The organism is Oceanobacillus sp. M60 (assembly GCF_053839645.1).
Genome location: NZ_JBSSNH010000004.1, coordinates 162,782 through 185,078, shown reverse-complemented (window position 1 = coordinate 185,078; position 22,297 = coordinate 162,782). Strand labels below are relative to the sequence as shown.

The 22,297-nt window shown below is 39.7% G+C and carries 16 protein-coding genes and 1 riboswitch; of the genes, 7 read left to right on the top strand and 9 right to left on the bottom strand.

Annotation, left to right across the window (positions count from 1 at the left end; genetic code table 11):
• Positions 1-202: 202 nt before the first annotated feature.
• Positions 203-1,351: a DUF418 domain-containing protein gene (locus tag ACW0TQ_RS11570; protein ID WP_256705240.1), complete on the top strand. Its 1,149-nt coding sequence runs from the start codon at positions 203-205 to the stop codon at positions 1,349-1,351.
• A 264-nt stretch (positions 1,352-1,615) separates the two neighbouring features.
• Here the strand turns inward: ACW0TQ_RS11570 and ACW0TQ_RS11565 are convergent, their stop codons facing one another.
• Positions 1,616-3,241, bottom strand: coding sequence for an ABC-F family ATP-binding cassette domain-containing protein (locus ACW0TQ_RS11565; protein WP_332094094.1), 1,626 nt, complete (start codon positions 3,239-3,241; stop codon positions 1,616-1,618).
• 689 nt (positions 3,242-3,930) lie between these two features.
• Here ACW0TQ_RS11565 and ACW0TQ_RS11560 point away from each other — a divergent pair.
• Positions 3,931-4,509: a hypothetical protein gene (locus tag ACW0TQ_RS11560; RefSeq protein ID WP_042529313.1), complete on the top strand. Its 579-nt coding sequence runs from the start codon at positions 3,931-3,933 to the stop codon at positions 4,507-4,509.
• Between the two features lie 63 nt (positions 4,510-4,572).
• Here the strand turns inward: ACW0TQ_RS11560 and ACW0TQ_RS11555 are convergent, their stop codons facing one another.
• From ACW0TQ_RS11555 to rarD, 4 genes are all read right to left on the bottom strand, one after another.
• On the bottom strand, positions 4,573-5,232 hold the full coding sequence (locus ACW0TQ_RS11555; RefSeq protein WP_042529315.1) for a YpmS family protein: 660 nt from the start codon (positions 5,230-5,232) through the stop codon (positions 4,573-4,575).
• Positions 5,233-5,249: 17 nt separating this feature from the next.
• A complete protein-coding gene (locus tag ACW0TQ_RS11550) occupies positions 5,250-6,149 on the bottom strand; it encodes an SGNH/GDSL hydrolase family protein (protein ID WP_455725678.1) in 900 nt (299 codons plus the stop codon).
• Positions 6,150-6,521: 372 nt separating this feature from the next.
• Positions 6,522-8,180 (bottom strand): O-acetylhomoserine aminocarboxypropyltransferase/cysteine synthase family protein, encoded by a 1,659-nt coding sequence (locus ACW0TQ_RS11545; protein WP_042529319.1) that lies wholly within the window; start codon positions 8,178-8,180, stop codon positions 6,522-6,524.
• Positions 8,181-8,273: 93 nt separating this feature from the next.
• Positions 8,274-8,372, bottom strand: a riboswitch (SAM riboswitch).
• A gap of 196 nt (positions 8,373-8,568) precedes the next feature.
• The gene (rarD, locus tag ACW0TQ_RS11540) at positions 8,569-9,480 is read right to left on the bottom strand and encodes an EamA family transporter RarD (RefSeq protein ID WP_042529321.1); all 912 of its coding nucleotides are present in this window, start codon (positions 9,478-9,480) and stop codon (positions 8,569-8,571) included.
• 249 nt (positions 9,481-9,729) lie between these two features.
• On the opposite strand from rarD, the gene megL reads away from it, so the two are divergent.
• From megL to ACW0TQ_RS11525, 3 genes are all read left to right on the top strand, one after another.
• On the top strand, positions 9,730-10,908 hold the full coding sequence (gene megL, locus ACW0TQ_RS11535) for a methionine gamma-lyase (RefSeq protein WP_042529323.1): 1,179 nt from the start codon (positions 9,730-9,732) through the stop codon (positions 10,906-10,908).
• Between the two features lie 186 nt (positions 10,909-11,094).
• Positions 11,095-12,534, top strand: coding sequence for a cardiolipin synthase (gene cls, locus ACW0TQ_RS11530; RefSeq protein WP_042529325.1), 1,440 nt, complete (start codon positions 11,095-11,097; stop codon positions 12,532-12,534).
• A 29-nt stretch (positions 12,535-12,563) separates the two neighbouring features.
• Complete coding sequence (locus tag ACW0TQ_RS11525) at positions 12,564-13,079, top strand: acyl-CoA thioesterase (protein WP_042529327.1); 516 nt, start codon at positions 12,564-12,566, stop codon at positions 13,077-13,079.
• Between the two features lie 65 nt (positions 13,080-13,144).
• On the opposite strand, the gene ACW0TQ_RS11520 is transcribed toward ACW0TQ_RS11525, so the two are convergent.
• The 3 genes from ACW0TQ_RS11520 to ACW0TQ_RS11510 form a co-directional block, all read right to left on the bottom strand.
• A complete protein-coding gene (locus ACW0TQ_RS11520; RefSeq protein ID WP_455725677.1) occupies positions 13,145-14,608 on the bottom strand; it encodes a PH domain-containing protein in 1,464 nt (487 codons plus the stop codon).
• Positions 14,598-15,080: a PH domain-containing protein gene (locus ACW0TQ_RS11515; protein ID WP_042529332.1), complete on the bottom strand. Its 483-nt coding sequence runs from the start codon at positions 15,078-15,080 to the stop codon at positions 14,598-14,600. The genes ACW0TQ_RS11520 and ACW0TQ_RS11515 overlap by 11 nt, the downstream gene beginning before the upstream one ends.
• Positions 15,081-15,847: 767 nt before the next feature.
• A complete protein-coding gene (locus ACW0TQ_RS11510) occupies positions 15,848-16,168 on the bottom strand; it encodes a winged helix-turn-helix transcriptional regulator (protein ID WP_455725676.1) in 321 nt (106 codons plus the stop codon).
• Between the two features lie 225 nt (positions 16,169-16,393).
• On the opposite strand from ACW0TQ_RS11510, the gene ACW0TQ_RS11505 reads away from it, so the two are divergent.
• On the top strand, positions 16,394-17,632 hold the full coding sequence (locus ACW0TQ_RS11505; protein ID WP_042529336.1) for an aminopeptidase: 1,239 nt from the start codon (positions 16,394-16,396) through the stop codon (positions 17,630-17,632).
• A gap of 69 nt (positions 17,633-17,701) precedes the next feature.
• On the opposite strand, the gene recQ is transcribed toward ACW0TQ_RS11505, so the two are convergent.
• Positions 17,702-19,864 (bottom strand): DNA helicase RecQ, encoded by a 2,163-nt coding sequence (recQ, locus tag ACW0TQ_RS11500; protein WP_379542215.1) that lies wholly within the window; start codon positions 19,862-19,864, stop codon positions 17,702-17,704.
• 520 nt (positions 19,865-20,384) lie between these two features.
• On the opposite strand from recQ, the gene ACW0TQ_RS11495 reads away from it, so the two are divergent.
• Positions 20,385-22,190, top strand: a complete 1,806-nt coding sequence (locus ACW0TQ_RS11495; protein ID WP_042529341.1) for a cation:proton antiporter — start codon at positions 20,385-20,387, stop codon at positions 22,188-22,190.
• Positions 22,191-22,297 lie beyond the last annotated feature (107 nt).

Sequence of the window (22,297 nt, the reverse complement as noted above, 5' to 3'; positions counted from 1 at the left end):
ATAATTGTATCAGATAAAAAGAGAAAAACAAAATTTTTTCGCTCAATTGAGTTATTAAAATTGCGCGTTCGTTTGCAGCTATGATAAAATCTTTTTAGCTCAATTGAACTAAAAAAGTTTGCTTAGCTAAATACTCAAGTCAAACGATGGAATGAATTTTAGAACAACCAAAAAAGCTTTAGACAGCGAAGGGGCAGATGGGATGAAGGGGCAGGAAAATCGAATAAGATTATTAGATGTGTTAAGAGGCTTTGCGATTATCGGCACGTTAGGAACGAATATCTGGTTGTTTGCTCAGCCGGGGAATATTATGACTGTTTTTTCAAATGCAAATTGGTGGGAAAGCTTAGAGTCTTTTCTGCAAGCTTTCCTATCTGTATTTGTTAATGGTAAATTTTTAAGCTTATTGACTATTATGTTCGGAATTGGTTTGGAGTTGAAATATCGTAAAGCTGCAAGAGAAGGTCTTCCGTGGATTCGCCTGTATTTATGGACGATGTTTCTGCTGTTTTTAGATGGTTTATTACATTTTATTTTTGTGTTTGAATACGACATTCTAATGAGTTATGCAATTACAGGAATGATCGTTGCCTTCATTATTCGTTATCGTGAAGAAATGATGAAGAAAACGATGATAGTATCAGCAATTATTCATCTCACGGGCGTAATGCTGCTGTCGATAGCATGGTTCTTCTTAATAAAAGAAGCGTCATTTCTAAATGAAATGGCGAGAATGTCTCAAGAAACAAGTAATTTATACTCCAATCAGAGTTATTGGCAACAAGTACAATTTAGAATCCGAGACTTTTGGGGGTTAAGGGTAGAGGCTATTCTAATAATCTTTATGAATATCACCTTGTATATTTTAGGGATTCGGTTATTTCGTGCAGGTGCATTTTCAAATAACGAAAATGGGCAGCGTCTCCGAAAAAAATTAATGATATATGGTCTCGGTATTGGAATACCATTAAATTTACTTACGTTAGTACCGGGCGGATATTTTGATATTGCCTCCCGGTATGTATTTGCTCCGATTTTGGCATTAGGCTATATTGGCTTATTCGCTTGGGTACTGAAAATAAAAATAGCTCCATGGCTGATTAATCGATTTGAATCTATAGGAAAAACTGCATTAAGCTGTTATATATTACAAAATATAGTGGCATCAATTATCTTTTATGGCTGGGGGGCAGGGGTGGCTCCGATGTCTTCCGCTTATACTGTAATTGTTTATTGGATTCTTATTACAATAGTGATGATGATAACTGCTGAACTTTTTATGAAGTATTTAGGTACAGGTCCGTTGGAATACTTGTGGAGAAAATTATCATATTCTCCATTTAAAAAATAAAGTGATCCATTATACAATCAAATTTCAAAGCATAACTAAAAGTTTACATGAGGCAATGGGTTGACTCTTTAAACGCAGGGGCGCTAACTCCCTGAATTACTTAGGATAACGCAGTGGAAAAATATATAAATTCTAACTCTAAAATAAGAGGTTATTTACTAATAACAGCTTTTATATGTACTAAAGAGAAAGAAACTGCTGCACAATCATGTAATCGATTGTGCAGCAGTTTCTTTTCTAATGTTTCTTAAAACAAGCTTCTATTTATGCCGTTCTATACATTTCATTCACTTGCTTTTGCAGCTTTTTATCCTGTACATATTCATCATAAGCCATTTCTTTATCCACGATGCCATTCGGAGTAATCTCCATAATACGATTTGCGATACTGTTGATAAATTCATGGTCATGTGATGTAAAGACAAGAGATCCTTTGAATTTAACAAGCCCATTATTTAATGCTTGAATGGATTCAAGGTCAAGGTGGTTTGTCGGCTCATCCAAAATAAGCACATTCGCTTCGGAAAGCATCATTTTAGAAAGCATACAGCGGACCTTTTCGCCTCCGGACAGTACATTTGCTTTTTTCTTCGCTTCTTCTCCGGAAAATAACATTCTACCTAAGAAACCGCGCAGAAATGTTTCTGTTTCGTCCTCCGGAGAGTATTGACGCAGCCAATCCACTAACGATAAGTTTACACCGTCAAAGAACTCGGAATTATCTTTCGGGAAATAGGACTGGGAAGTCGTGATTCCCCATTTGTAAGAACCTTCGTCCGGCTCTAATTCTCCGGCAATAATCTGCAATAGCGTGGTATTGGCAATATCATCCTTGCCAACAAGCGCTACTTTATCATTCGGATTTAGTGTGAAGTTAATCTTATCCAGTACTTTCACACCATTAATCGTTTTAGATAAATCTTTTACTTGTAATAAATCATTTCCAATTTCACGCTCTGGGGTAAAGGCGATATATGGATATTTTCTAGATGACGGCTTAATATCGTCCAGCGTAATATTATCAAGCATTTTCTTACGTGACGTTGCCTGCTTCGACTTCGAAGCGTTCGCACTAAAACGGGCGATAAATTCTTTTAACTCTTTAATTTTCTCTTCTTTTTTCTTATTAGACTCTTGAGCCATACGGGATGCAAGCTGGCTGGACTCGTACCAGAAATCATAGTTTCCAACGTAAAGTTGAATTTTCCCATAATCGACATCTGCAATTTGCGTACATACTTTATTTAAAAAGTGACGGTCGTGGGATACAACGATAACCGTATTTTCAAATTGAATCAAAAATTCTTCCAGCCATTGAATTGCCTGAATGTCTAATCCGTTTGTCGGCTCATCCAGAAGAAGAATATCCGGATTGCCGAATAAGGCTTGCGCAAGTAATACTTTTACCTTTTGTTCTTCAGGAATCTCAGCCATTTTTAAATCATGAACAGATTCTTCTACACCAAGTCCTTTCAGAAGCACGGCAGCATCGGACTCTGCTTCCCATCCGTTCATTTCTGCAAATTCACCTTCCAGCTCAGCAGCACGAATGCCATCTTCTTCGCTGAAGTCTGCTTTCATATAAATTGCATCTTTCTCCTGCTTTACATTATATAAACGCTCATGGCCCATCAAGACAGTCTCTAAAACAGGGTGCTCTTCGTAAGCATAGTGATCCTGTTTTAAAACTGTCAGACGCTGTCCGGGTGTCAGTGATACATTACCGGATTGCGGCTCGATTTCACCTGAGAGAATTTTCAGGAAAGTAGATTTCCCTGCACCATTTGCTCCAATCACACCATAGCAATTTCCAGGGGTGAATTTTAAATTAACATCTTCAAAAAGCTTCTTATCACCATATCGTAAACTAACATTAGTTACTGTTAACATATTTTATATTGCCTCCAAAAAATCGTTATCAGAATAAGCTTACGTTATTTGAGATAACAATGCAAGATAAGACGGTTAAATAATTGATGTCGTATCCTATAATTTAAGGTGAGCAGAGAAATAGACCGGAAGGCTTAGTCAAAAATATGACGCTGGGTTATTACAGGAAGGTAAAATAACAGGTATCATCAAAGTAAGTTAAGGAAATATGTTATTCATTATCCTCTAAAACCGGGTTGGGAAGCAAAGAGGTGTGAATGCCAGCAAAAAATGGTACACAAGCGGGATGCCAATTCAGATTATTTTCATATACTAGGAAATAAGAACATGCTGAAGAAATATCGATAGATGAAAGCAAGCGACCGAAAGGAATCTGATGCTGCGATGAAAAAGTACAAGGCGTATCGAAAGCATATTAAGAAAAAATCATGCCGATTTAGAACAGCCAATGAAACTTTTTTTAAATGTAATACGTAAATAAATGGTAGAAGAACAATTTATATAGAAGAGAAAAAAATGAACACGACATTTCCTCATTAATGAAGGATGCAGTGATTTGAAAAAAGCAATTTTGCTGAAAAACGTTAGGTTTACTAGTTTACCTAATTTTTTGTATCAGCTGTTGTATATTAAAAAGCTTTTGTATATATTAATAAAAAGGGGTATGTCCAAAGAGGGGGAACACGTAGATGAAAAGCAAGTCGGTTTATTTGCTGTTTACCGATACAGGAAGCTATCTGTCACGATTAATTCATCTGTATACCCATGAGCCTTTAAACCATGTTTCTATAGCTTTAGATAGAGAATTAACAGAAGTTTATAGCTTTGGGAGAAAACAGCCTAATAACCCATTTATCGGCGGCTTTGTGAAGGAGGATATTTTCTCGCCGTACTTAAATCAGTCCAGGTGTGAAATTTACGAGCTTAAAGTCACTGAAAAAGAATATGAATATATTAAAACCTTTATTCAGCATATAGAGATTGATAAAGAGAAATACCGTTATAATTTTATCGGTCTGTTCGGGGTTATGATGAAAATAAAAATTACACGGCAGACAGCCTTTTTTTGCTCACAGTTTGTGGCAACCATTTTACAAAATGTAACGAGCCTTCCGCTGACAAAAGATCCTTATTTTACAACACCAGAGGATATTCGGAGTGCTCCTAATTTAAAGCTTATCTATGAAGGGGTATTATTACATTATAAAGACATAGATTCGTTATCACTGACAGAACAGCCATCATTATCTTATATTTCTAATTTATAAATGTCATGATAAGGCATCTAAAAAGCACAGCGTCTCACTGGAGGCGCTGTGCTTTTTTGGGTTTCATTCAAACAAGTCCTGCATCGCGTCCATGCTGACATCTTGAATGCCAAGAGTTTCATAAGGGACGACAAGTTTCATGGTAATATTATTTGCTTCTAAGTCCATATGGTGTACAGCAACATCGAAATTCCCCTGTAATTCCATATCAGTAACAGCTACATAAATTTCCTGGCTGTCTGGATCAATAGTTACCCATTCAGGCATTGGCAAAAAGCGATCCATATATTCCATGATTTTTTTGTTCGGCAGCTCTAACAGTCCAACGGATATCGACTTTTGCTGTAGGATAAGGTCCCCATTTGCCTGTTCAATCGGTTCAAAACGGACGGATAAAGGCACCGTAGAGGAGAAAACAGGCAGTTCTCCCATCAGATGCACATCATCTTCAAGCAAAATACGGTAATGATGCTCTGTTCCCTCCAGTAATTTTTCAATATAAGCATTGACTAGATTATTTAAGTTTTGCTTGGTTGTCTGAATATAAAACTCAGAGCTTTCCTGCTCGTCTATCATGGTATTTGGAGGGAATGCATTATTGGAAACCGGCCAAAAAATAAGTACCAGCAGAACCAGCAGGATAAGGCCGTTAAAGATGAGGAGACCGAAAAACCCGGCCCTCCATTTATTATTGATTTTTATTTGTCTGTTCTTTATTCTCATTATGTTTTCATCCCAACTTAATTAAAATATTCCAGAATACGTTCAGCCATTAAATAATATCCGTCATAATTAGGGTGGAAATTATCTTCTGCAAATAAGTCTGCAGCATCGTCATCAAATAAATCATCAATTGGAACAAAAGTGCTGTTTTCATTTTCGCTGACAATTTCTCTTCCGATATCATTCCAATTCAGAACGATTTGATCCAATTCCGGGATATCCTCAAAATAATTTTTAAAAGGATTAAATATACCTAATAGATAAATAGAAGCATCCTCATTAAGGGAACGGATCGTATCAAATATCTCATGTAATCGTTCTTCATAGGATGTTTGTTCTTCATTGAAATAGCTGATCTCTAAATCCATGATATTTTCCTTCAGTACTTGCATAATATCATTCGCACCGATGGTTATGATAATCATATCTGCTTCTTCTAAAGCCTCAGCTAATGCAGGTTCTTCCTCCAGACGGTGAAGCAGCTGGTCCGTTCGGTTTCCGCGCTTTCCGAAATTTTGAAAATGAACGTTGGTATCAAGAACCTGGAGTGTTCTGTCTAATATCCCGACATACCCTCCCTGATCTGTATCGTCCCCTACCCCTTGCGTCAGGGAGTCTCCGAGTGCCACAATATTTACATCTTCCTCCGAAGCAAATTCAAATGTATTTTCTAAATCTTCGTCGACAGCGATTGGAGTATTTTCCTGCTCTTCAACGTCCCCCATAACCTCTTCGCTCTCTTCGGGTGTTTCTTCCTCATTTTCTGTTTCTTCAGGCGTAATTTGTTCTCTTAATGCTTCTTCTTTTTCCCGTTGTTCCGAGTTTAATTGAAAATAGGGCAGCTGTAAAATTGCAAAAACAGCAATAGCGGTAATCAGAGTGGAGCTAATGAGAATAAACCATTTCTTTTTCGTCATTTTCATCATCACACCTACGTGTTCTTTTCTTCTAGTTTATGTTGGAACAAATAAAATTACCTAAGAATACGAAAAGGAAATTAAATTTGTTATATGTGTATTTGCAAAATGGATTGGTAAAGTTTCATAGAATATATGCGTCTTCTTATAGTCTTATTTTAATCAAGGATAATCAATACTAAACAGATTAAATGAAAAACGCCTTCTAATTTTTAAGCTAGAAGACGTAACCACATTATAGTATAACATAAAACGAAACATCAATCAGTGGGAGTGTTGTTTTTCTCCATGATAAAATTACCCGCCTTTCTTAACAATAAAACATGGAAATGTTCTATAAAAGAAAGGCGGGGAAGGATGTTATTTTTGTATTTAACGTCCGGAGCTGCGTAATTCAAGAGCAAATTGCGCCGGCTGAACGGTCGAAAGAATAAACACTTCAGATGATACTTCAGGAGCAGAAGCTGTGAATAAAATCGTGCCCTGATAAGCTGCGTTTTCTTCTGGTGTCTGTTTACCTTCCTGCAGCCATATTGCATCAGCTCCTGTTAATATATCTGTTGTCACTTCATCGATATCTGCCGCAGGAATTACCTCATAGCCTAATTTATAGAGAGGAACAATTTCTTCGTCCGCGATGCCGACAGTAATAATCCGCTTTTTGCGGACACCTTCGCTGCGGTCAAATGGGGATTGAAGTAAATTTTGCACTGCTATTTCCTCGGCTGATTTTTGATTGCCCTGTGATTTTCCTGTTGCTTTATCAATGGCTTGATCCAAGTCAGCTACAATATCGTCAAATGACTCTAAACCAATGGATAAACGGACCAATTCTTCCGTTGTACCGCTTTTTGCCAAGTCCTCATCTGTCAATTGCTGATGGGTTGTAGAAGCAGGGTGGATAATAAGCGATTTGGCATCCCCCACATTGGCGACATGAGACCAGAGCTGCACATTATCGATTAGAGTACGGCCTGCTTCTCGTCCGCCTTCAATACCAAATGTAATAACTGACCCAAAACCGCCCTTTAAGTATTTTTTAGCAAGCTGATGGGAGGGATGTGATTCCAGCCCCGGGTAGTTGATCCATTCTACAGCAGGGTGATTTTCCAGGTAAGCTGCTATTTTTTCTGCATTTTCGCTATGCTTCCTGATGCGTAAGTGTAAAGTTTCCAGGCCTTGCAGTAATAAAAAGGCATTTTGCGGACTAAGCGCAGGTCCGATGTCACGTAATAATTGGACGCGCAGCTTGGTAATGAATGCAGCAGGACCTAAATCCGCATATTTTAAGCCATTATAGCTCTCATCCGGCTCGATAAAATCAGGGAATTTATCATTATTCCAATCAAATCTGCCGCTGTCGACAACGACACCGCCGATGGTTGTGCCATGTCCGCCAATCCATTTCGTGGCGGAGTGAACCACAATATCCGCACCCCAGGTTAACGGCTTGGCAAAATAAGGGGCAAATGTATTATCAATAATTAAAGGAATGCGATGATTATGAGCAATATCAGCCACCGTTTCGACATCAAAAACATATAAACTTGGATTAGTGATGATTTCTCCAAAAATTGCTTTTGTTTTATCTGTAATTGCAGCCTCAATAGCATCCGGGTCAGTTCCATCTACAAATTTTACATTGATTCCATAACGGGGGAGCGTGTTGGCAAATAAGTTATACGTCCCGCCATATAGATTGCTGTCCGCGATAATCTCATCACCGGCACGGGTGATATTTAAAATCGCCATCGTAATAGCTGCCATCCCGGAAGCTAGACCTAAAGCACCGACTCCGTCTTCTAATTGTGCAATCCGCTGCTCAAATGTATCTACCGTCGGATTCATAATTCGAGTATAGATATTACCTGGCTCTGCTAATCCAAATAAGTTTTGTGCATGCTCTGTATCACGAAAAACATAAGAGGTTGTTTGATAGATTGGAACAGCACGTGCTCCGGTTGTCGGGTCTGGAACCTGCCCCCCGTGTAACAAAATCGTTTCGTCTTGCTGTACTGGATAGTTTGACATTGTATTTCCTCCCTTTTTATTGAAAACACTCTTTTACCTGAAAAAAGCTCTCTTCTATAATGAAGAGAGCTCTGATAACTGACTTAGAACCCTCTCTTATCTTTCAGATGATATATCTGTAGGATGGAGCACCTGAATGTTCAAGTTGCCGGGCTTCACAGGGCCTATTCCCTCCGCCGCTCTTCATAAGAGATTCTGCTAAATATTTTGAAATTACTTGCGAGTATATAGTTTTACAGGTTAAAAGTCAAGTGTTTTACTAGGGATTAATAGATGAAATAAAGTGAATCTTCCTTCAGCGGGGATTTCTTTCATCCTTACTGAAGGAATTATCACAAAAGTATGACCTAAAGGCCTTTGGACGAACCGGGCCGTTACTGGCTGAAAACTATGCCTTTCTTCTTTTTCTCCGCGGTGCATCCCGGTAAATACTGGCCATATAGATAATAAGTGCAGCCCAAATCAAAGCAAAGGTAATCATATGATGTACCGTAAAGGTTTCATTATATAGAAATACCCCCAGAAAGAACATAATTGTCGGTGCCACATATTGTAAAAAGCCAACCATTGCCAATGGAATCCGTTTGGCCCCTGCAGCAAACAGCAGTAAAGGTATTGCTGTAACACCCCCCGCGCCTATAAGTAAAAGATTGTCCGATGTAAACAAAGGAGAAAAAGTAAAAGATCCTTCTGACGGAACAAATAGTAAATACAATAGAGCAATCGGAGCCACTACAAGTGTTTCAATAGTAAGTCCATACATTGCATGCAGATGGAGTGTTTTTTTAATCAATCCATAAAAGCCAAAGGTGATGGCCAATAACAGCGAAATCCAAGGGAACACACCATAGCTCAGTGTTAAATAAAGTACGCCGATACCGGCAAGGATGAACGATAAGACCTGTCCTTTCGTTGTCTTTTCTTTCAATACAAATACCGCTAATAAAATGCTGATCAAAGGATTGATATAGTACCCTAAGCTGGCCTGCAGCACATGTCCATGCTGAACCGAAAAAATAAATAGAAACCAGTTAATAGATATAACGATGGAAGCTGTAATGATAGCGATGGTTTTCTTTTTATCTTTTTTCAGCTCGTGGACCGTTTCAATCAGTTCACGCCAATTACCTGTCACCAGTACTAAAAAAATCATGAAAATTAAGCTCCAGACAATCCGGTGGGCTAGTACTTCGCCAGCTGGAACATGTTCAAGAAACTTCCAATAGATTGGAAAGATTCCCCATAATAAATAAGCAGCAAAGGTAATAACCGCTCCCTGTTGTAAAGATTTATCCTCCATTATCCATTCCTGCCTTCTGAAAAAATTAAACTAAAACCAATATTAAAACTTTATGAGGCAGGAAGCAATAACTTTTAAATAATGTATTCCGTAAAACGAAGCTTCATGGAGCGGGAGCTTTGTTTTCTTTGTACGAAATATTAGATATTTTTTTGAGCCGGAAACATTTCCAACAGCACAGGAATACTTTATCATAAAGAGAGAGACTTATCTGAATTATTACCTTTATCAGGATCGGGGAGAATATAAATGAGCAAAAAGTTTAAACATATGGAAACAGCAATGATTCACGAAGGGTACGATTCCAAAGAGCTGCTTGGCAGTTTAACACCGCCCATTTTTCAAACATCTACATTTACCTTTGACACAGCGGAGCAGGGGGAGGCACGTTTTGCCGGAGAGGAAGAAGGACATGTCTATACGCGTGTCAGTAATCCGACCGTGCAAATACTGGAACAAAAGCTGGCCGCATTGGAAAAGGCTGAAAAAGGACTGGCATTTGCCTCGGGGATGGCTGCCATATCTGCCGTTTTGATTGCACTCACCAAAGCAAATGACCATATTATTTGCTCGTCCGGACTATACGGCTGTACCTTTGGACTGTTGTCGATGATGGATAAAAAATATAATATCCAGACAGATTATATAGCTATGACAGATGCGGAAAGTATAGAGGGAAAAATCAGGCCAGAAACAAAGGTATTTTATATTGAGACGCCGATTAACCCGACAATGGAAGTAATTGATTTGAAATTAGTGATTGATATTGCTAAGCGGCATAATATTTTAGTTGTGGTGGATAATACATTTTCTACACCGTACCTGCAGCGTCCGTTGGAATTGGGGGCAGATGTGGTAGTGCATAGCGCGACAAAATATTTAAGCGGTCATGGTGATGTGATTGCGGGCATCGCCGCAGGAAATAACGAATTAATGGAGCAAATCGCAGCAACGACGCAAAAGGATATTGGCGGTGTGCTTTCGCCGTTTGATGCCTGGCTGGTTGTTCGCGGAATGAAGACATTGCCGCTCCGAATGGATAAACATTCGGATAATGCCCTGCAAATTACAGAAAAACTAAAGCAGCATCCAAAGATTAAGCATGTATTTTATCCGGGTGATCCGGATGCGGAAGGCTATTCAATTATGAAAAAACAAATGAAATCTGGCGGAGGCACCTTATCTTTTGAGATAGACGGCGGAAAGAAAGAAGCGCAGACTTTTCTGAATAAACTTCAATTTATAAACATCGCTGTCAGTCTTGGAGATACAGAAACATTGATTCAGCATCCGGCAACCATGACACATGCTGTGATTCCTGATGAACAACGCCGGAAAATGGGAATAACAGACGCTCTGATTCGGTTATCTGTCGGAATAGAGGCATGGCAGGATATTTGGGAGGACTTGGAGCAGGCGCTGACATAATTAAAATAGGGGATTCAGTTATTTGCCGGAAAAAGAACGTTTTATATAGAAGAAATAGCAGATACGCAAGCTATGGGTAAAACGAAACTTCATTAACCCTTTCACGCTGAATGAAGTTTCGTTTTGTGCTATGATAAGAGCAGAATTCCCTTTTTTATTGGAAAAGAAGTGATGGGAGCAGGATATATGGGCGTTTACTCAATCATAATTGGATTAATTTTTGTTATAAATATTGCGTTAGCTATATCCATTATTTTTCTGGAAAGGAAGGATCCGACCTCTTCCTGGGCATGGGTAATGGTATTGCTGTTCATCCCTATTTTAGGATTTATTCTTTATTTAATTTTTGGACGGCCCATCAGCAATCGCCGGATATTCAAATGGGATCAGCGGAGCCGGATGGATGTGAAGAAGGCTGTACAAAAACAAATCAATGCCATTGAGGATGACGCTTTCCTGTTAAATCATGACGATTTAAAAAAACATCAGGATTTAGTCTATCTTCATCTCCGTAATGACAATGCTGTTTATACAGATAATAATGGCGTAGATATTTTTACAGATGGGCATGAAAAATTTGAGGCTCTTTTAGAAGATATCAATCGGGCAAAGCATCATATTCATGTACAATATTATATTATGCGGAGTGACGGGCTAGGGAGCAGGCTTGCGAATGCATTAATAAGAAAAGCAAAAGAGGGGGTATGCGTCCGGCTTTTGTATGATGATATGGGCTCCAGGTCACTTAAGAAAAGCTACATAAAAAAATTAAAAGAAGCGGGCGTTCTGGTAGAAGCATTTTTCCCATCGAAATTTATTATTAATTTTAAAATCAATTACCGGAATCATCGCAAGCTCACGATTATTGATGGAGAAATCGGATACATTGGCGGTTTTAATGTTGGAGATGAATACCTGGGAATGAAAAGCAAATTTGGTTATTGGCGTGATACTCATTTGCGGGTGATAGGTGATGCAGTGCAAAGTATGCAGACACGCTTTGTATTGGATTGGAATCAGGCCTCGAAGCAGAAAATTCCTTACGAAGAAGAGCATTTTCAAACTATCTCTGGAGGGAATATAGGGATGCAGATTGTCTCCAGCGGACCCGATTCGGAGTATGAGCAAATCAAAAACGGATATATTAAGATGATCATGGAAGCAGAAGAGTATATCTATATTCAGACACCTTATTTTATACCAGATGAAAGCTTGCGTGATGCACTGCGTATTGCCGTGCTATCCGGAGTAGATGTCAAAATTATGATTCCCAATAAACCGGACCATCCCTTTGTTTATTGGGCAACCATGTATTATTGCGGGGATCTGCTTGGCGCCGGTGCAGAGATTTTTATTTACCAGAATGGATTTCTGCATGCTAAAACCATTATTGTCGATGGAAGAATAGCTTCTGTCGGTACGGCAAATATTGATGTAAGAAGCTTTCGGCTCAATTTTGAGGTCAATGCATTTTTATATGATATTGAAGTTGTGCGTCGGCTGATGGTCGATTTCGACAAAGATTTGGCGCATTCTACACAAATGACGAAAAAGTTATATGACAAACGTTCTATCGGAATTCGTTTTAAGGAATCCGTCTCGCGTTTAATATCACCAGTTTTATAAGACAAACTAGACAGCAGGAGGCAATATAAATGAAAGCAAAACCTTGTTCCGCATCATTAGCTTTAAAAACAACACATATCCTTCCGCCGGATACGAATCAATATGATACGTTATTTGGCGGAAAATTAATGGCGCATCTTGATGATATCGGTGCGATTGCAGCAGTAAAGCATGCAAATAGCCCGGTGGTAACAGCTTCTACGGATTCTGTAGATTTCTTAGCGCCTGTAAAAGTTGGCCAATATATTTCGATTGAAGCATTTGTGACCTGGACACATCACACCTCCATGGAGGTATTTATCCGGGCAATCACCGAAGATATCCGGACCGGGGAAAGAACAGCATGTACAACAGCGTTTATGACGTTTGTAGCGATTGATGAAGCGGGCAAACCGATTAAAGTGCCATCCGTTTATCCGGAAACCGACGATGAAAAGATGCTTCATGAAAGTGCACCGCTGCGTGCCAACCGCCGTGCGGAGCGGAGAAAGCAATCTAAGCAGCTTGCAGAAACCTTTGGAACCGTCTATGGAACAGAAAAATAAGATAGATCGTAAAAAGCCGGTTAAAATCACAACATATGATTTTAACCGGCTTTTTATATATTGTATTACACTTTTTCCCGATAAGAATACCAGTCAGCAATTGAATAACTATCCGCTGTTCGCAGCTCTTTAATGACAAAATGGCGTCCTGCGCCTTTATTTAAAATAGCCATGTCCAGCGTTGCAAGGGACTGCTTTCGGTGAAGCAGATGCTGTTTCTGCTGCAAGGCCTGGATCCTTCGATGCGGAATAATCGCAGTATCCTTGCTGATTGTTCGTGTCTGAATCGTTATCTGCTGTTCATCAATCGCATAGCCGATGGATTTGAATACAGCAAACCCCATTATCCCGAGGACCAGCATAATAATTGCAGGTATCCAGATATAGGATACGAAGAAAATACCTGTAATGATAACAGCTAATAACGGAAGATTGATGGACCGCCATAGATAATAAGGTAAGGCTTTTTTCGGCGGATGAATCAGATTCTCCGTACGATAGCTATACTCCGGTAAAAATTCACTTAGAAAAGCTACAAATTCTTTCTTGCGGAGCAGCGGGAAAATAATCGTATTTACTTCCTGACTGCTATTTATCTCTCCGCTTGCAATTTCAACATAAGGTCTGGCAAAGCCAAATAGTTGATGAATAGGGGATTCCTTCATCCCCACTGCCTGTATTCTTTTTAATGGAATGGTTGTTTGTTTTTTCTCTAATAACCCTCTGGTAATAAATAGTTCTTTTTCATAACGGGTAATGGTAAAATTCCAATCTTTAATCACCGTATATAGAATACTTAATAACCATAGAAAGATGAGAACGATAATCGCTAAAATAATGATAATTTGCATGCCGAGAGACAGAAGCCAGCGTGTCGCATCATCGTAAAATTGGTCTGGAATCAAAGTTTCAACCTGAGAAAAGGCAACCCCGAAGAGCCCGATTAAAATTCCGAAGCTTGCTGAGGTGGAGCCGGTAATCAACAGGGCTTGAATTGTTATTGTCCGTTTAGGGAGGTGAGCTTCATCCTGCTCCTGCTGTTCGTTATCTGATACCTCGGTTTCCAGCTCCCCGGTATCCGGTACGTGTTTCTTGTATTTTAATTCATCATGCAGCATGCGCCCGTCCTCCATACGGACCGCAGACAGCGCGGCATCTGTAGAGGAGTCATTCCCTGCAGTTTCAATGGCTACTTTGGTTAACCCGAAGATGCGGTGAATAACATTCTGTGATAAATCAATAGACTGAATCCGATGCTTGGAAATCGTGCGTTTTTTACGAATGAGAATTCCGCGTTCGATACGTAACTGGTCTTCCTCTAATTGATAGGTGAAACGAAGCCATGATAAAAAGCTGAATAAAATGATTAATCCGATGATTACAAGCAAACCGATTATCAGATAAAAGGTATTACTGTTTCTGATAATGACAATAGCAATAGGTAAAAGCCCAATGATAGATTGTTTCAATGATTGAATAATATTAAATATTACTGCAGCGGGGTGCAGTCGTTTCGGATTAGACATCATCTTGCTCCACCCTTGCTAATTCAGAAATTTGATCGCGTAAATCATATGCTTCCTCTTCTAATAAAGCAGGTATCTGATGTGTTGTCGCTGCCGTTGATATTTCCAGGGTGGCCAGCTTATATTTTTTCAAGACGGGCCCTTGCTGTGTATCGACATGCTGGACACGAATCATTGGTACAATTGTCCGCGTTACTATAAGAATCCCATGTTGTATGTAAATCTCCTGATCGTAGACCTGATAACGCCATCTGCGCCATCTTAATTTTGGAATAATCAAAGCGGTGATGATCCATTCCGCCACGGTAAGACCGGCAATGATGAAAACAATCCAGAGCGGCAGAAAATCGAAAATAATATACACAACAATTGCTCCAATGGTTATCAATAAAAAGATGAGTGCATATATATGTGCTGTAAGCTGCCATGCTTTGATAGCATCTGTAGCAATTTTTACATTAGGCTGTTCCCGCATGCATTTCCACTCCTTGTTTTTTGACTGCTTCTATCATACAACAGATGGGGAGGTTTAGAAAAAAATTTAAGAATAGCTTAAGAAAATCCAAATATATCAGTGAACCGCCGTCTATCCATAGAGATTACTTTAGGAAGTATAGGACAGAGATTCATCATACATTTGGATTTTTTAAAAGAAAAAGAATGTTTATATAAATAGCCGCTCCAACGGGTTTCATGGAGGGAGTAATCTTCAATGTTGTCAGGTTAATGCGACCGCTGCGGAAAAACACTACGCTTTCCATGGGCTTGCGCTCAGCCTCCTCGAAAAAAAGAAGTACGCTTTTTTCTGCGGGGTCTTCACCCTGCGCTTTCCCATAGGAGTCTACGTGTTTTTCCTCCGCTAGATAGGTTTTATTACTATCTGTATAAAATTCATTAACCTGTTAACATTGAGACCTGCGATTACTTGGTCTATTAAAACCGTTGCTGCGATTACTCGCCCCATCAAACCCGTCGCTAGAATTTGCGTTATTTCTTTGAAAGAAAGCAAATGAAGCATATTTCTTCAAAGATGGGAGCGGAGGGAAGTCGACTCCTGCGGGAAAGGCAACAGGTGAAGACCCCGCAGGAAGTGGTTTTCTTCCGAGGAGGCTGATCCGTTGCCCGCGGAAAGCGACTTTCCGGAGCGGACATCTCTTTGGCAAGAACACTAGTGATTTAAAGACAAAGCGGTGTTCTTGTATTTCTTATAAAATAAAAGATTTCTAGATATAAGAGAAAGGTTTACTTCACTTCGTTATCTGCTGAGACATATTCTTCCGCCCAGCGCTGAATATCTTTAATAACAGGCTCCAGTGCTTTTCCTTTCTCTGATAAGGTGTATTCAATACGAACTGGAAATTCCGAATAGATATTCCGCTCGACAATCCCTTCTTTTTCCAGTAATTTCAAACGATCCGATAGTAAACGCCCGCTGATTGGGAGATCTGCTTCCATCTCTGAAAAACGTTTTGCCCCTTTTAATAGTTCAAATAAAATAAGACCGACCCAGCGTGTACTTAATAAGACCATTGCTTTTTCAAAACGTGGACATAATTGATTCATTTTTCCACCCCCATAAAACAATCTTGTATCTAAAATGCGTGATATATACATTAGTTACGAAAAGTAATCTAATGATAGGGTATCATAAATAGGAGAGGTAGTAAATGAAAGCCGGAATGGGGGATAACGAATTCCATGTTTTCTTTAGAAATATTCAAAGGGATATGAAATAATAGGGTATGATAAGAAAGAAAAATAAATTTGTAAATATGGAGGGACGCATAAATGGTTCAGGCACAGGTACAAGAAAAATATGCAGAATTAACATTGAAAAAAGGGGTTAATTTACAAAAAGGACAAGCTGTCATGATCAATGCCCCGATTGAAGGAGCAGAATTTACACGGATTGTTGCCCGTAAAGCATATGAAATGGGAGCAAAGGATGTCCATATTAACTGGGTGGATGATGAGCTTACCTTGTTAAAATACGAGAATGCCCCGGATGAAGTAATTACGAATTATCCGGAATGGAAAGTGAAATTGCATGATACATTTGCAGAAGACGGCGCTGCCGTTGTAAATATTCGCTCCACCAATCCGGATTTATTAAAGGATATTGATCCATCCCGTGTTGCCAAAGCAACTAAAGCTGCCGCTGAAGCAATGGTGAACTTCCGTAAATATACAATGAATGACCGGATTCCATGGACGATTATTTCTATCCCTTCAAAGGATTGGGCAAAGAAAATCTTCCCTGATAAATCAGCAGAGGATGCGGTTGCCAGCCTTTGGGAGGCTATCTTAAAAATTGTCCGTGTTGACCAGGACGATCCTGTTGCAGCATGGGACAAGCATAATGAAACATTAAGAACCGCCAGAGAAGTGTTAAATAAGAAAAGCTATCAAAAATTAATTTTTCAAGCACCTGGTACAGACCTAGAAATGGAGCTGCCGGAGGGGCATATCTGGAAAGGCGGATCGGCCGTAGCAGAGACGGGAGTCACCTTTAACCCGAATATGCCGACAGAAGAGGTTTTCTCCGTACCGCATAAATATGGGGTTAATGGTACCGTATCCAGCACAAAACCATTAAACTATGGCGGAAGCTTAATTGATAACTTCTCCTTAACCTTTAAGGATGGAAAAGTAGTTGATTTTCAAGCAGAGCAGGGAGAAGAGGTCTTGAAGCATTTACTGGATTCGGATGAAGGAGCCCGCCGTTTGGGGGAAATTGCGCTGGTTCCGGACGAATCTCCAGTATCGCAATCCGGGCTTATTTTCTATAACACGTTATTTGATGAGAATGCATCCTGTCATATTGCGTTAGGGAAAGCTTACCCAACGAATCTCGAAGGCGGAGCTACAATGGACTTAGAGGAGTTAGACAAGCATGGCGTGAACGACAGTCTGGTCCATGTCGATTTTATGATTGGATCAGATAAAATGGACATTGACGGAATTACTGCAGATGGGAAATCAGAGCCGGTTTTCCGTAACGGGACTTGGGCGCTGGATATGAAGTAATTAAACAAAATAGTAATCAAAAAAAGGCAGCAAGATTTTTTAAAATATCTTGCTGCCTTTTTTAATGGCTTAAGAGCTTTTTTCTTTCGCCATAAACTTATCATTCTTTACTAGAACTGCTTTGATTTTGCGATAGGTGTAATCTTCCGGCAGAGCCTCTTTCAGCTCCTTCAATCCAATTGGATCAATTTCTTCGTGCTTGGATAAAATTTTGCCTTCTTCCTCGGTATTAAAGAATAGATTCCAATTCAGCGTATATCCCTTTTGGAAAGCCTGAAAAATATGTGATTCGATGGTCAGCTCTTTTAAATCCCGGATGGAAGCAATTTCTCGAATCGTTTTTCCTTTTTGCAGGAGCTCATATGATATTTGATAGGACGGCCGGTCATCCGCATCCTTTGCTTTCGCAGCCTTTTGATAATGAATGGCAGTAGGGGCTTTGTAATCCGGGTTTTTTTCTTTCCATTCGGCAACAGCTTCCAGGAAGGATTCTCCATAGAGGTCATATTTCTTTTGTCCTACTCCTTTTAACCGTAAGAATTCATCCTTACCTTCTGGAAGATAGCGGGCCATTTCTTTTAATGTCATATCTGAAAACAGCACATAAGGTGGCAAATCCAGCTCCTGAGACATCGATCTTCTTAACTGGCGCAGTGACTCAAAGAGATCATCACTGTAATCTGTTTCACTGACAGCAGGGACATCCTGGATAAACATGGTAACATTCTCTTTTCCGGTCAGGATGTCCATGGACTTCCGGTTTAGTTTTAAAACAGGAAACTGCCCTTCCTCTGCGGATAAGCATTCTTCAGCGATTAAGAAGTGGATTCTTTCTGTAATTTCCTTCTCCGTATATTTGGATAAGATGCCGTAAGTAGATAATTTCGATAAGCCAAACTGAATCAGCTTTTTATCCTTTGAACCTTTTAAAACTTTCGCTGTCATGGAAGCGCCAAAGCGTTCACGCATGCGCTTCACGCAGGATAAAATCATTTGCGCTTCTTCGGTAATATCCTCTAACTCTCCTTGCTTCAGGCAATTGCTGCAGCGTCCGCAAGATACAGAAGATGCGGCCGACCCCATCTCGAAATAGTTTAAAATATAACTGTATAAGCAGTTTTGTGTACGACAGTAGTTCACCATTTTATTCAATTTTTGATATTCCCGCTGTGTTCCTTCTTCATCCAAATCGGATTTCTCAATCAAAAATTTTTGAGTATGGATATCTTGAGGAGAGAAAAGCAGGACACAGTTGCTCGGCTCGCCGTCGCGTCCTGCTCTTCCTGCTTCCTGATAATACGATTCCATATTCATCGGAATGGCATAATGAATAATAAAGCGGACATTTGATTTATCAATCCCCATTCCAAATGCAGTCGTAGCAACCATCAACTCTGTCTGGTCAAAGATAAAGGCCGTTTGCGCAGCCTGCCGTTCCTGCTCGGACAATCCGCCGTGGTACTTGGAAACAGCATAACCTTTCCCTTTTAGGACATCATAGACATGTTCGACCTGTTTTCGTGTTGCTGCATAAATAATACCGACTTCTCCCTGATGTTTTTTCAGATAGGAAAGAATATAATCTATTTTATTTACCCCTTTTTCGATAAAGAAGGAAAGATTTTTTCTTTCAAAGCCAGTATGCACTGTATTTGCAGGAGCGATATGTAAAAGAGCCTGTATGTCTTCAATTACTTCAGGGGTCGCTGTCGCGGTAAGCCCCATAACCGTTGGATTGCCGCCAATCTCCTGGAGAATAGGAACGATAGAGCGGTAGCTTGGACGGAAATCATGACCCCACTGGGATATACAGTGCGCCTCATCAAAGGCAATCAGAGATATATTAGTCTGCTGCAAGGCTTGAATAAAAGCCCCTGATTCAAAACGCTCTGGAGCAACATAAACAAATTGATAGCGATTTTGCTGCATCGCCATTAAACGCTGATACTGCTCACCTGCAGAAATGGAGCTGTTAATATAAGTTGCTGCTGCCCCGAGGGCATGCAGTCCGTCAACTTGGTCCTTCATCAGTGAAATAAGCGGTGAAATGATAATTGCTGTTCCGTTCATCGCAAGCCCGGGTACTTGATAACAGAGTGATTTTCCGCCACCGGTCGGCATCACAGCAAGGACATTTTCACCTTGATCAATTGTATCAATAACTTCAGCTTGTCCAGGCCGAAAACTGGAGTAACCAAAGTAATTCTGTAAAATATTTAAATACTTTTCCATAGATAAATCTCCCTTATTGAGGTTGGTTGAGGATGCGAATATTCATCCCATTAAACCGCTGGGGCTGGGATTACCATTGTTGTCAGGTTAATGAATTTTCTTAAATATTATTTAGATAGTAATAAAACCTATCTAGCGTAGTGTTTTTTCCGCAGCGGCCGCATTAACCTGACAACATTGAGACCTGCGATTACTCGGTCTATTAAAACCGTTGCTACGATTACTCGCCCCATTAAAACCGCTGTAGCATGAATTGCTGATATAGGAAAGAATAGCTTGAGTTTATTATTTCGAGTTTGTATATGTTAGATAATTACATCATTATTCTACTTTCTATCCTAGAACGTTTTAGCCCGAAAGTAAAGTAAGGAAAAAGGGTGAATAACAGCTGGAAATGCTGTCAAAAAGCAAATATGACATAAGGAAATGTTAATTTTTCGATGGACAACTTCATATGAATTTACATTTCCCTGTTTCATCTTTAAAATATGCTATATCTTTTTGAAAAGGAGGAGGATATATGGTACCTTCTTTGCTGTTTGAATTAATGTTGATTGGCTTATTAGGTGTCGCTTCCCAATGGGTCGCATGGCGCTTTCGTATGCCGGCTATCGTTGTGATGGCTGCTACAGGACTAATCATTGGCCCTGTTTTCGGATTAATTAACCCAGAACAGGATTTTGGGGACTTGTACAGTCCGCTTATCTCTGTTGCTGTAGCAATTATATTATTTGAAGGAAGCTTAAATTTAAGCTTTAAAGAATTACGCGGAATTGGAAAACCAATCTTCCGGATATCTACGGTAGGAGCATTTATTGCCTGGATTTTAGGGTCGCTGACCGCTCATTATATTGCCGGATTATCCTGGGCAGTTGCCTTTGTGATTGGCGGTTTGTTTGTTGTGACCGGTCCGACCGTTATTATGCCTCTTTTACGTCAGGCGAAGCTGAAAGCACGTCCGGCGAAGGTTTTAAAGTGGGAAGGGATTATTGTTGATCCAATTGGAGCGTTGCTTGCGGTTTTTGCTTTTGAAATTATTACGTTTATCACCGCATCTAATCCCGAAGCTAGTCAGATTTTATTATTCTTCGCAGGCTCTCTATTTGCCGTTTTCTTAGGCTGGATATTAGGACGCGGACTTGGCTGGATGTTCGAAATGGGGCATGTGCCTGAATTCCTAAAGTCTCCGACAGTTGTCGTTGTTGTCTTATTCTGTTTTACCATTGCGGATGTCATTATGCATGAGACGGGACTTTTATCTGTCACTGCGATGGGAATTACCTTGGCAAATATGGGGATTCGCTCTGTATCGGATATGCGCCATTTCAAAGAAAATATTTCGGTACTGCTGATTTCAACCATTTTTATTATGCTGACAGCCTCGCTGGATGTGGCAACGATTATGCAAATTTTTAACCCTCATATTATTGGCTACGTATTATTGATGATGTTTGCTGTCCGTCCCTTATCTATTTTCTTGTCAACTATTGGAACTGGGCTTAGCCTTAATGAAAAAGTGCTGATTGGCTGGATTGCACCGCGGGGAATTGTTGCACTAACAGTTTCTGGTTATTTTGCCGGGGTGTTAACAGAAGCAGGCTATGAGGATGCATCTATTCTGACGGCATTAACCTTTGCGCTGGTTATCTTTACGGTTATTGCGCATGGATTTTCTATCGGCTGGCTTTCTAAAAAGCTGAATCTGTCGAATAAAGGGAATCCGGGAGCGCTTATTGTCGGAAGCAATCCATTTACGATTCAATTGGCTAAATCATTAAAAGAAGCAAATTATCCGTCTATCATTGTAGATTCTTCGTGGGAAAATCTTTCTCTGGCAAGAAAAGAAGGCCTGCAATTTTATCATGGGAGCATGTTGTCCGAGCAGACAGAGCATCATCTCGATACGATTCCATACGAGTATTTATTAACACTGACGCATGATAAATCGTATAACTCGCTCCTCTGTACAACGTTTCTTCCGGAATATGGAAGAACTAATGTGTTTAAAGTGAGTCCGTACACAACATTCAAGGATAATGGATACTCAACTGGTATGGTTTCACAGGTTGGCGGCCGTATTTTATTTGATAAAAAATTCTCTTTGGAGGATCTAATCGATAAAGCGGAAAATGGGTTTACTGTACGGCAGACAACACTCACTGATAAATTCACATTTGAACACTACAAACAGGCAAAAGATCCGGAGACGGTATATTTATTCTTAATCAAACCATCCGGACAGCTGAAGTTTTTCTCTGAGGAAATGCGTACTGTACCCGCATCAGGAGATAAGATTGTCAGTTTGACCAAAGGAAAAGTAAAATAAATTTTAAAGAAAACCAAGCTAAAAAAGCGCATGGTCGCCTTGGCAGTTATGCTTATACTTTATTGCTTAAATTTTTATACTCTCGTAAAGTGCAAAAAAGATATAAG

What these genes read in the sequence shown, in the direction of transcription:
- ACW0TQ_RS11570 (WP_256705240.1), top strand. Translation starts at nt 203, where the DNA reads ATGAAGGGGCAGGAAAATCGAATAAGATTATTAGATGTGTTAAGAGGC.
- ACW0TQ_RS11565 (WP_332094094.1), bottom strand. Translation starts at nt 3,241, where the DNA reads ATGTTAACAGTAACTAATGTTAGTTTACGATATGGTGATAAGAAGCTT.
- ACW0TQ_RS11560 (WP_042529313.1), top strand. Translation starts at nt 3,931, where the DNA reads ATGAAAAGCAAGTCGGTTTATTTGCTGTTTACCGATACAGGAAGCTAT.
- ACW0TQ_RS11555 (WP_042529315.1), bottom strand. Translation starts at nt 5,232, where the DNA reads ATGAGAATAAAGAACAGACAAATAAAAATCAATAATAAATGGAGGGCC.
- ACW0TQ_RS11550 (WP_455725678.1), bottom strand. Translation starts at nt 6,149, where the DNA reads ATGACGAAAAAGAAATGGTTTATTCTCATTAGCTCCACTCTGATTACC.
- ACW0TQ_RS11545 (WP_042529319.1), bottom strand. Translation starts at nt 8,180, where the DNA reads ATGTCAAACTATCCAGTACAGCAAGACGAAACGATTTTGTTACACGGG.
- rarD (WP_042529321.1), bottom strand. Translation starts at nt 9,480, where the DNA reads ATGGAGGATAAATCTTTACAACAGGGAGCGGTTATTACCTTTGCTGCT.
- megL (WP_042529323.1), top strand. Translation starts at nt 9,730, where the DNA reads ATGAGCAAAAAGTTTAAACATATGGAAACAGCAATGATTCACGAAGGG.
- cls (WP_042529325.1), top strand. Translation starts at nt 11,095, where the DNA reads ATGGGCGTTTACTCAATCATAATTGGATTAATTTTTGTTATAAATATT.
- ACW0TQ_RS11525 (WP_042529327.1), top strand. Translation starts at nt 12,564, where the DNA reads ATGAAAGCAAAACCTTGTTCCGCATCATTAGCTTTAAAAACAACACAT.
- ACW0TQ_RS11520 (WP_455725677.1), bottom strand. Translation starts at nt 14,608, where the DNA reads ATGATGTCTAATCCGAAACGACTGCACCCCGCTGCAGTAATATTTAAT.
- ACW0TQ_RS11515 (WP_042529332.1), bottom strand. Translation starts at nt 15,080, where the DNA reads ATGCGGGAACAGCCTAATGTAAAAATTGCTACAGATGCTATCAAAGCA.
- ACW0TQ_RS11510 (WP_455725676.1), bottom strand. Translation starts at nt 16,168, where the DNA reads ATGAATCAATTATGTCCACGTTTTGAAAAAGCAATGGTCTTATTAAGT.
- ACW0TQ_RS11505 (WP_042529336.1), top strand. Translation starts at nt 16,394, where the DNA reads ATGGTTCAGGCACAGGTACAAGAAAAATATGCAGAATTAACATTGAAA.
- recQ (WP_379542215.1), bottom strand. Translation starts at nt 19,864, where the DNA reads ATGGAAAAGTATTTAAATATTTTACAGAATTACTTTGGTTACTCCAGT.
- ACW0TQ_RS11495 (WP_042529341.1), top strand. Translation starts at nt 20,385, where the DNA reads ATGGTACCTTCTTTGCTGTTTGAATTAATGTTGATTGGCTTATTAGGT.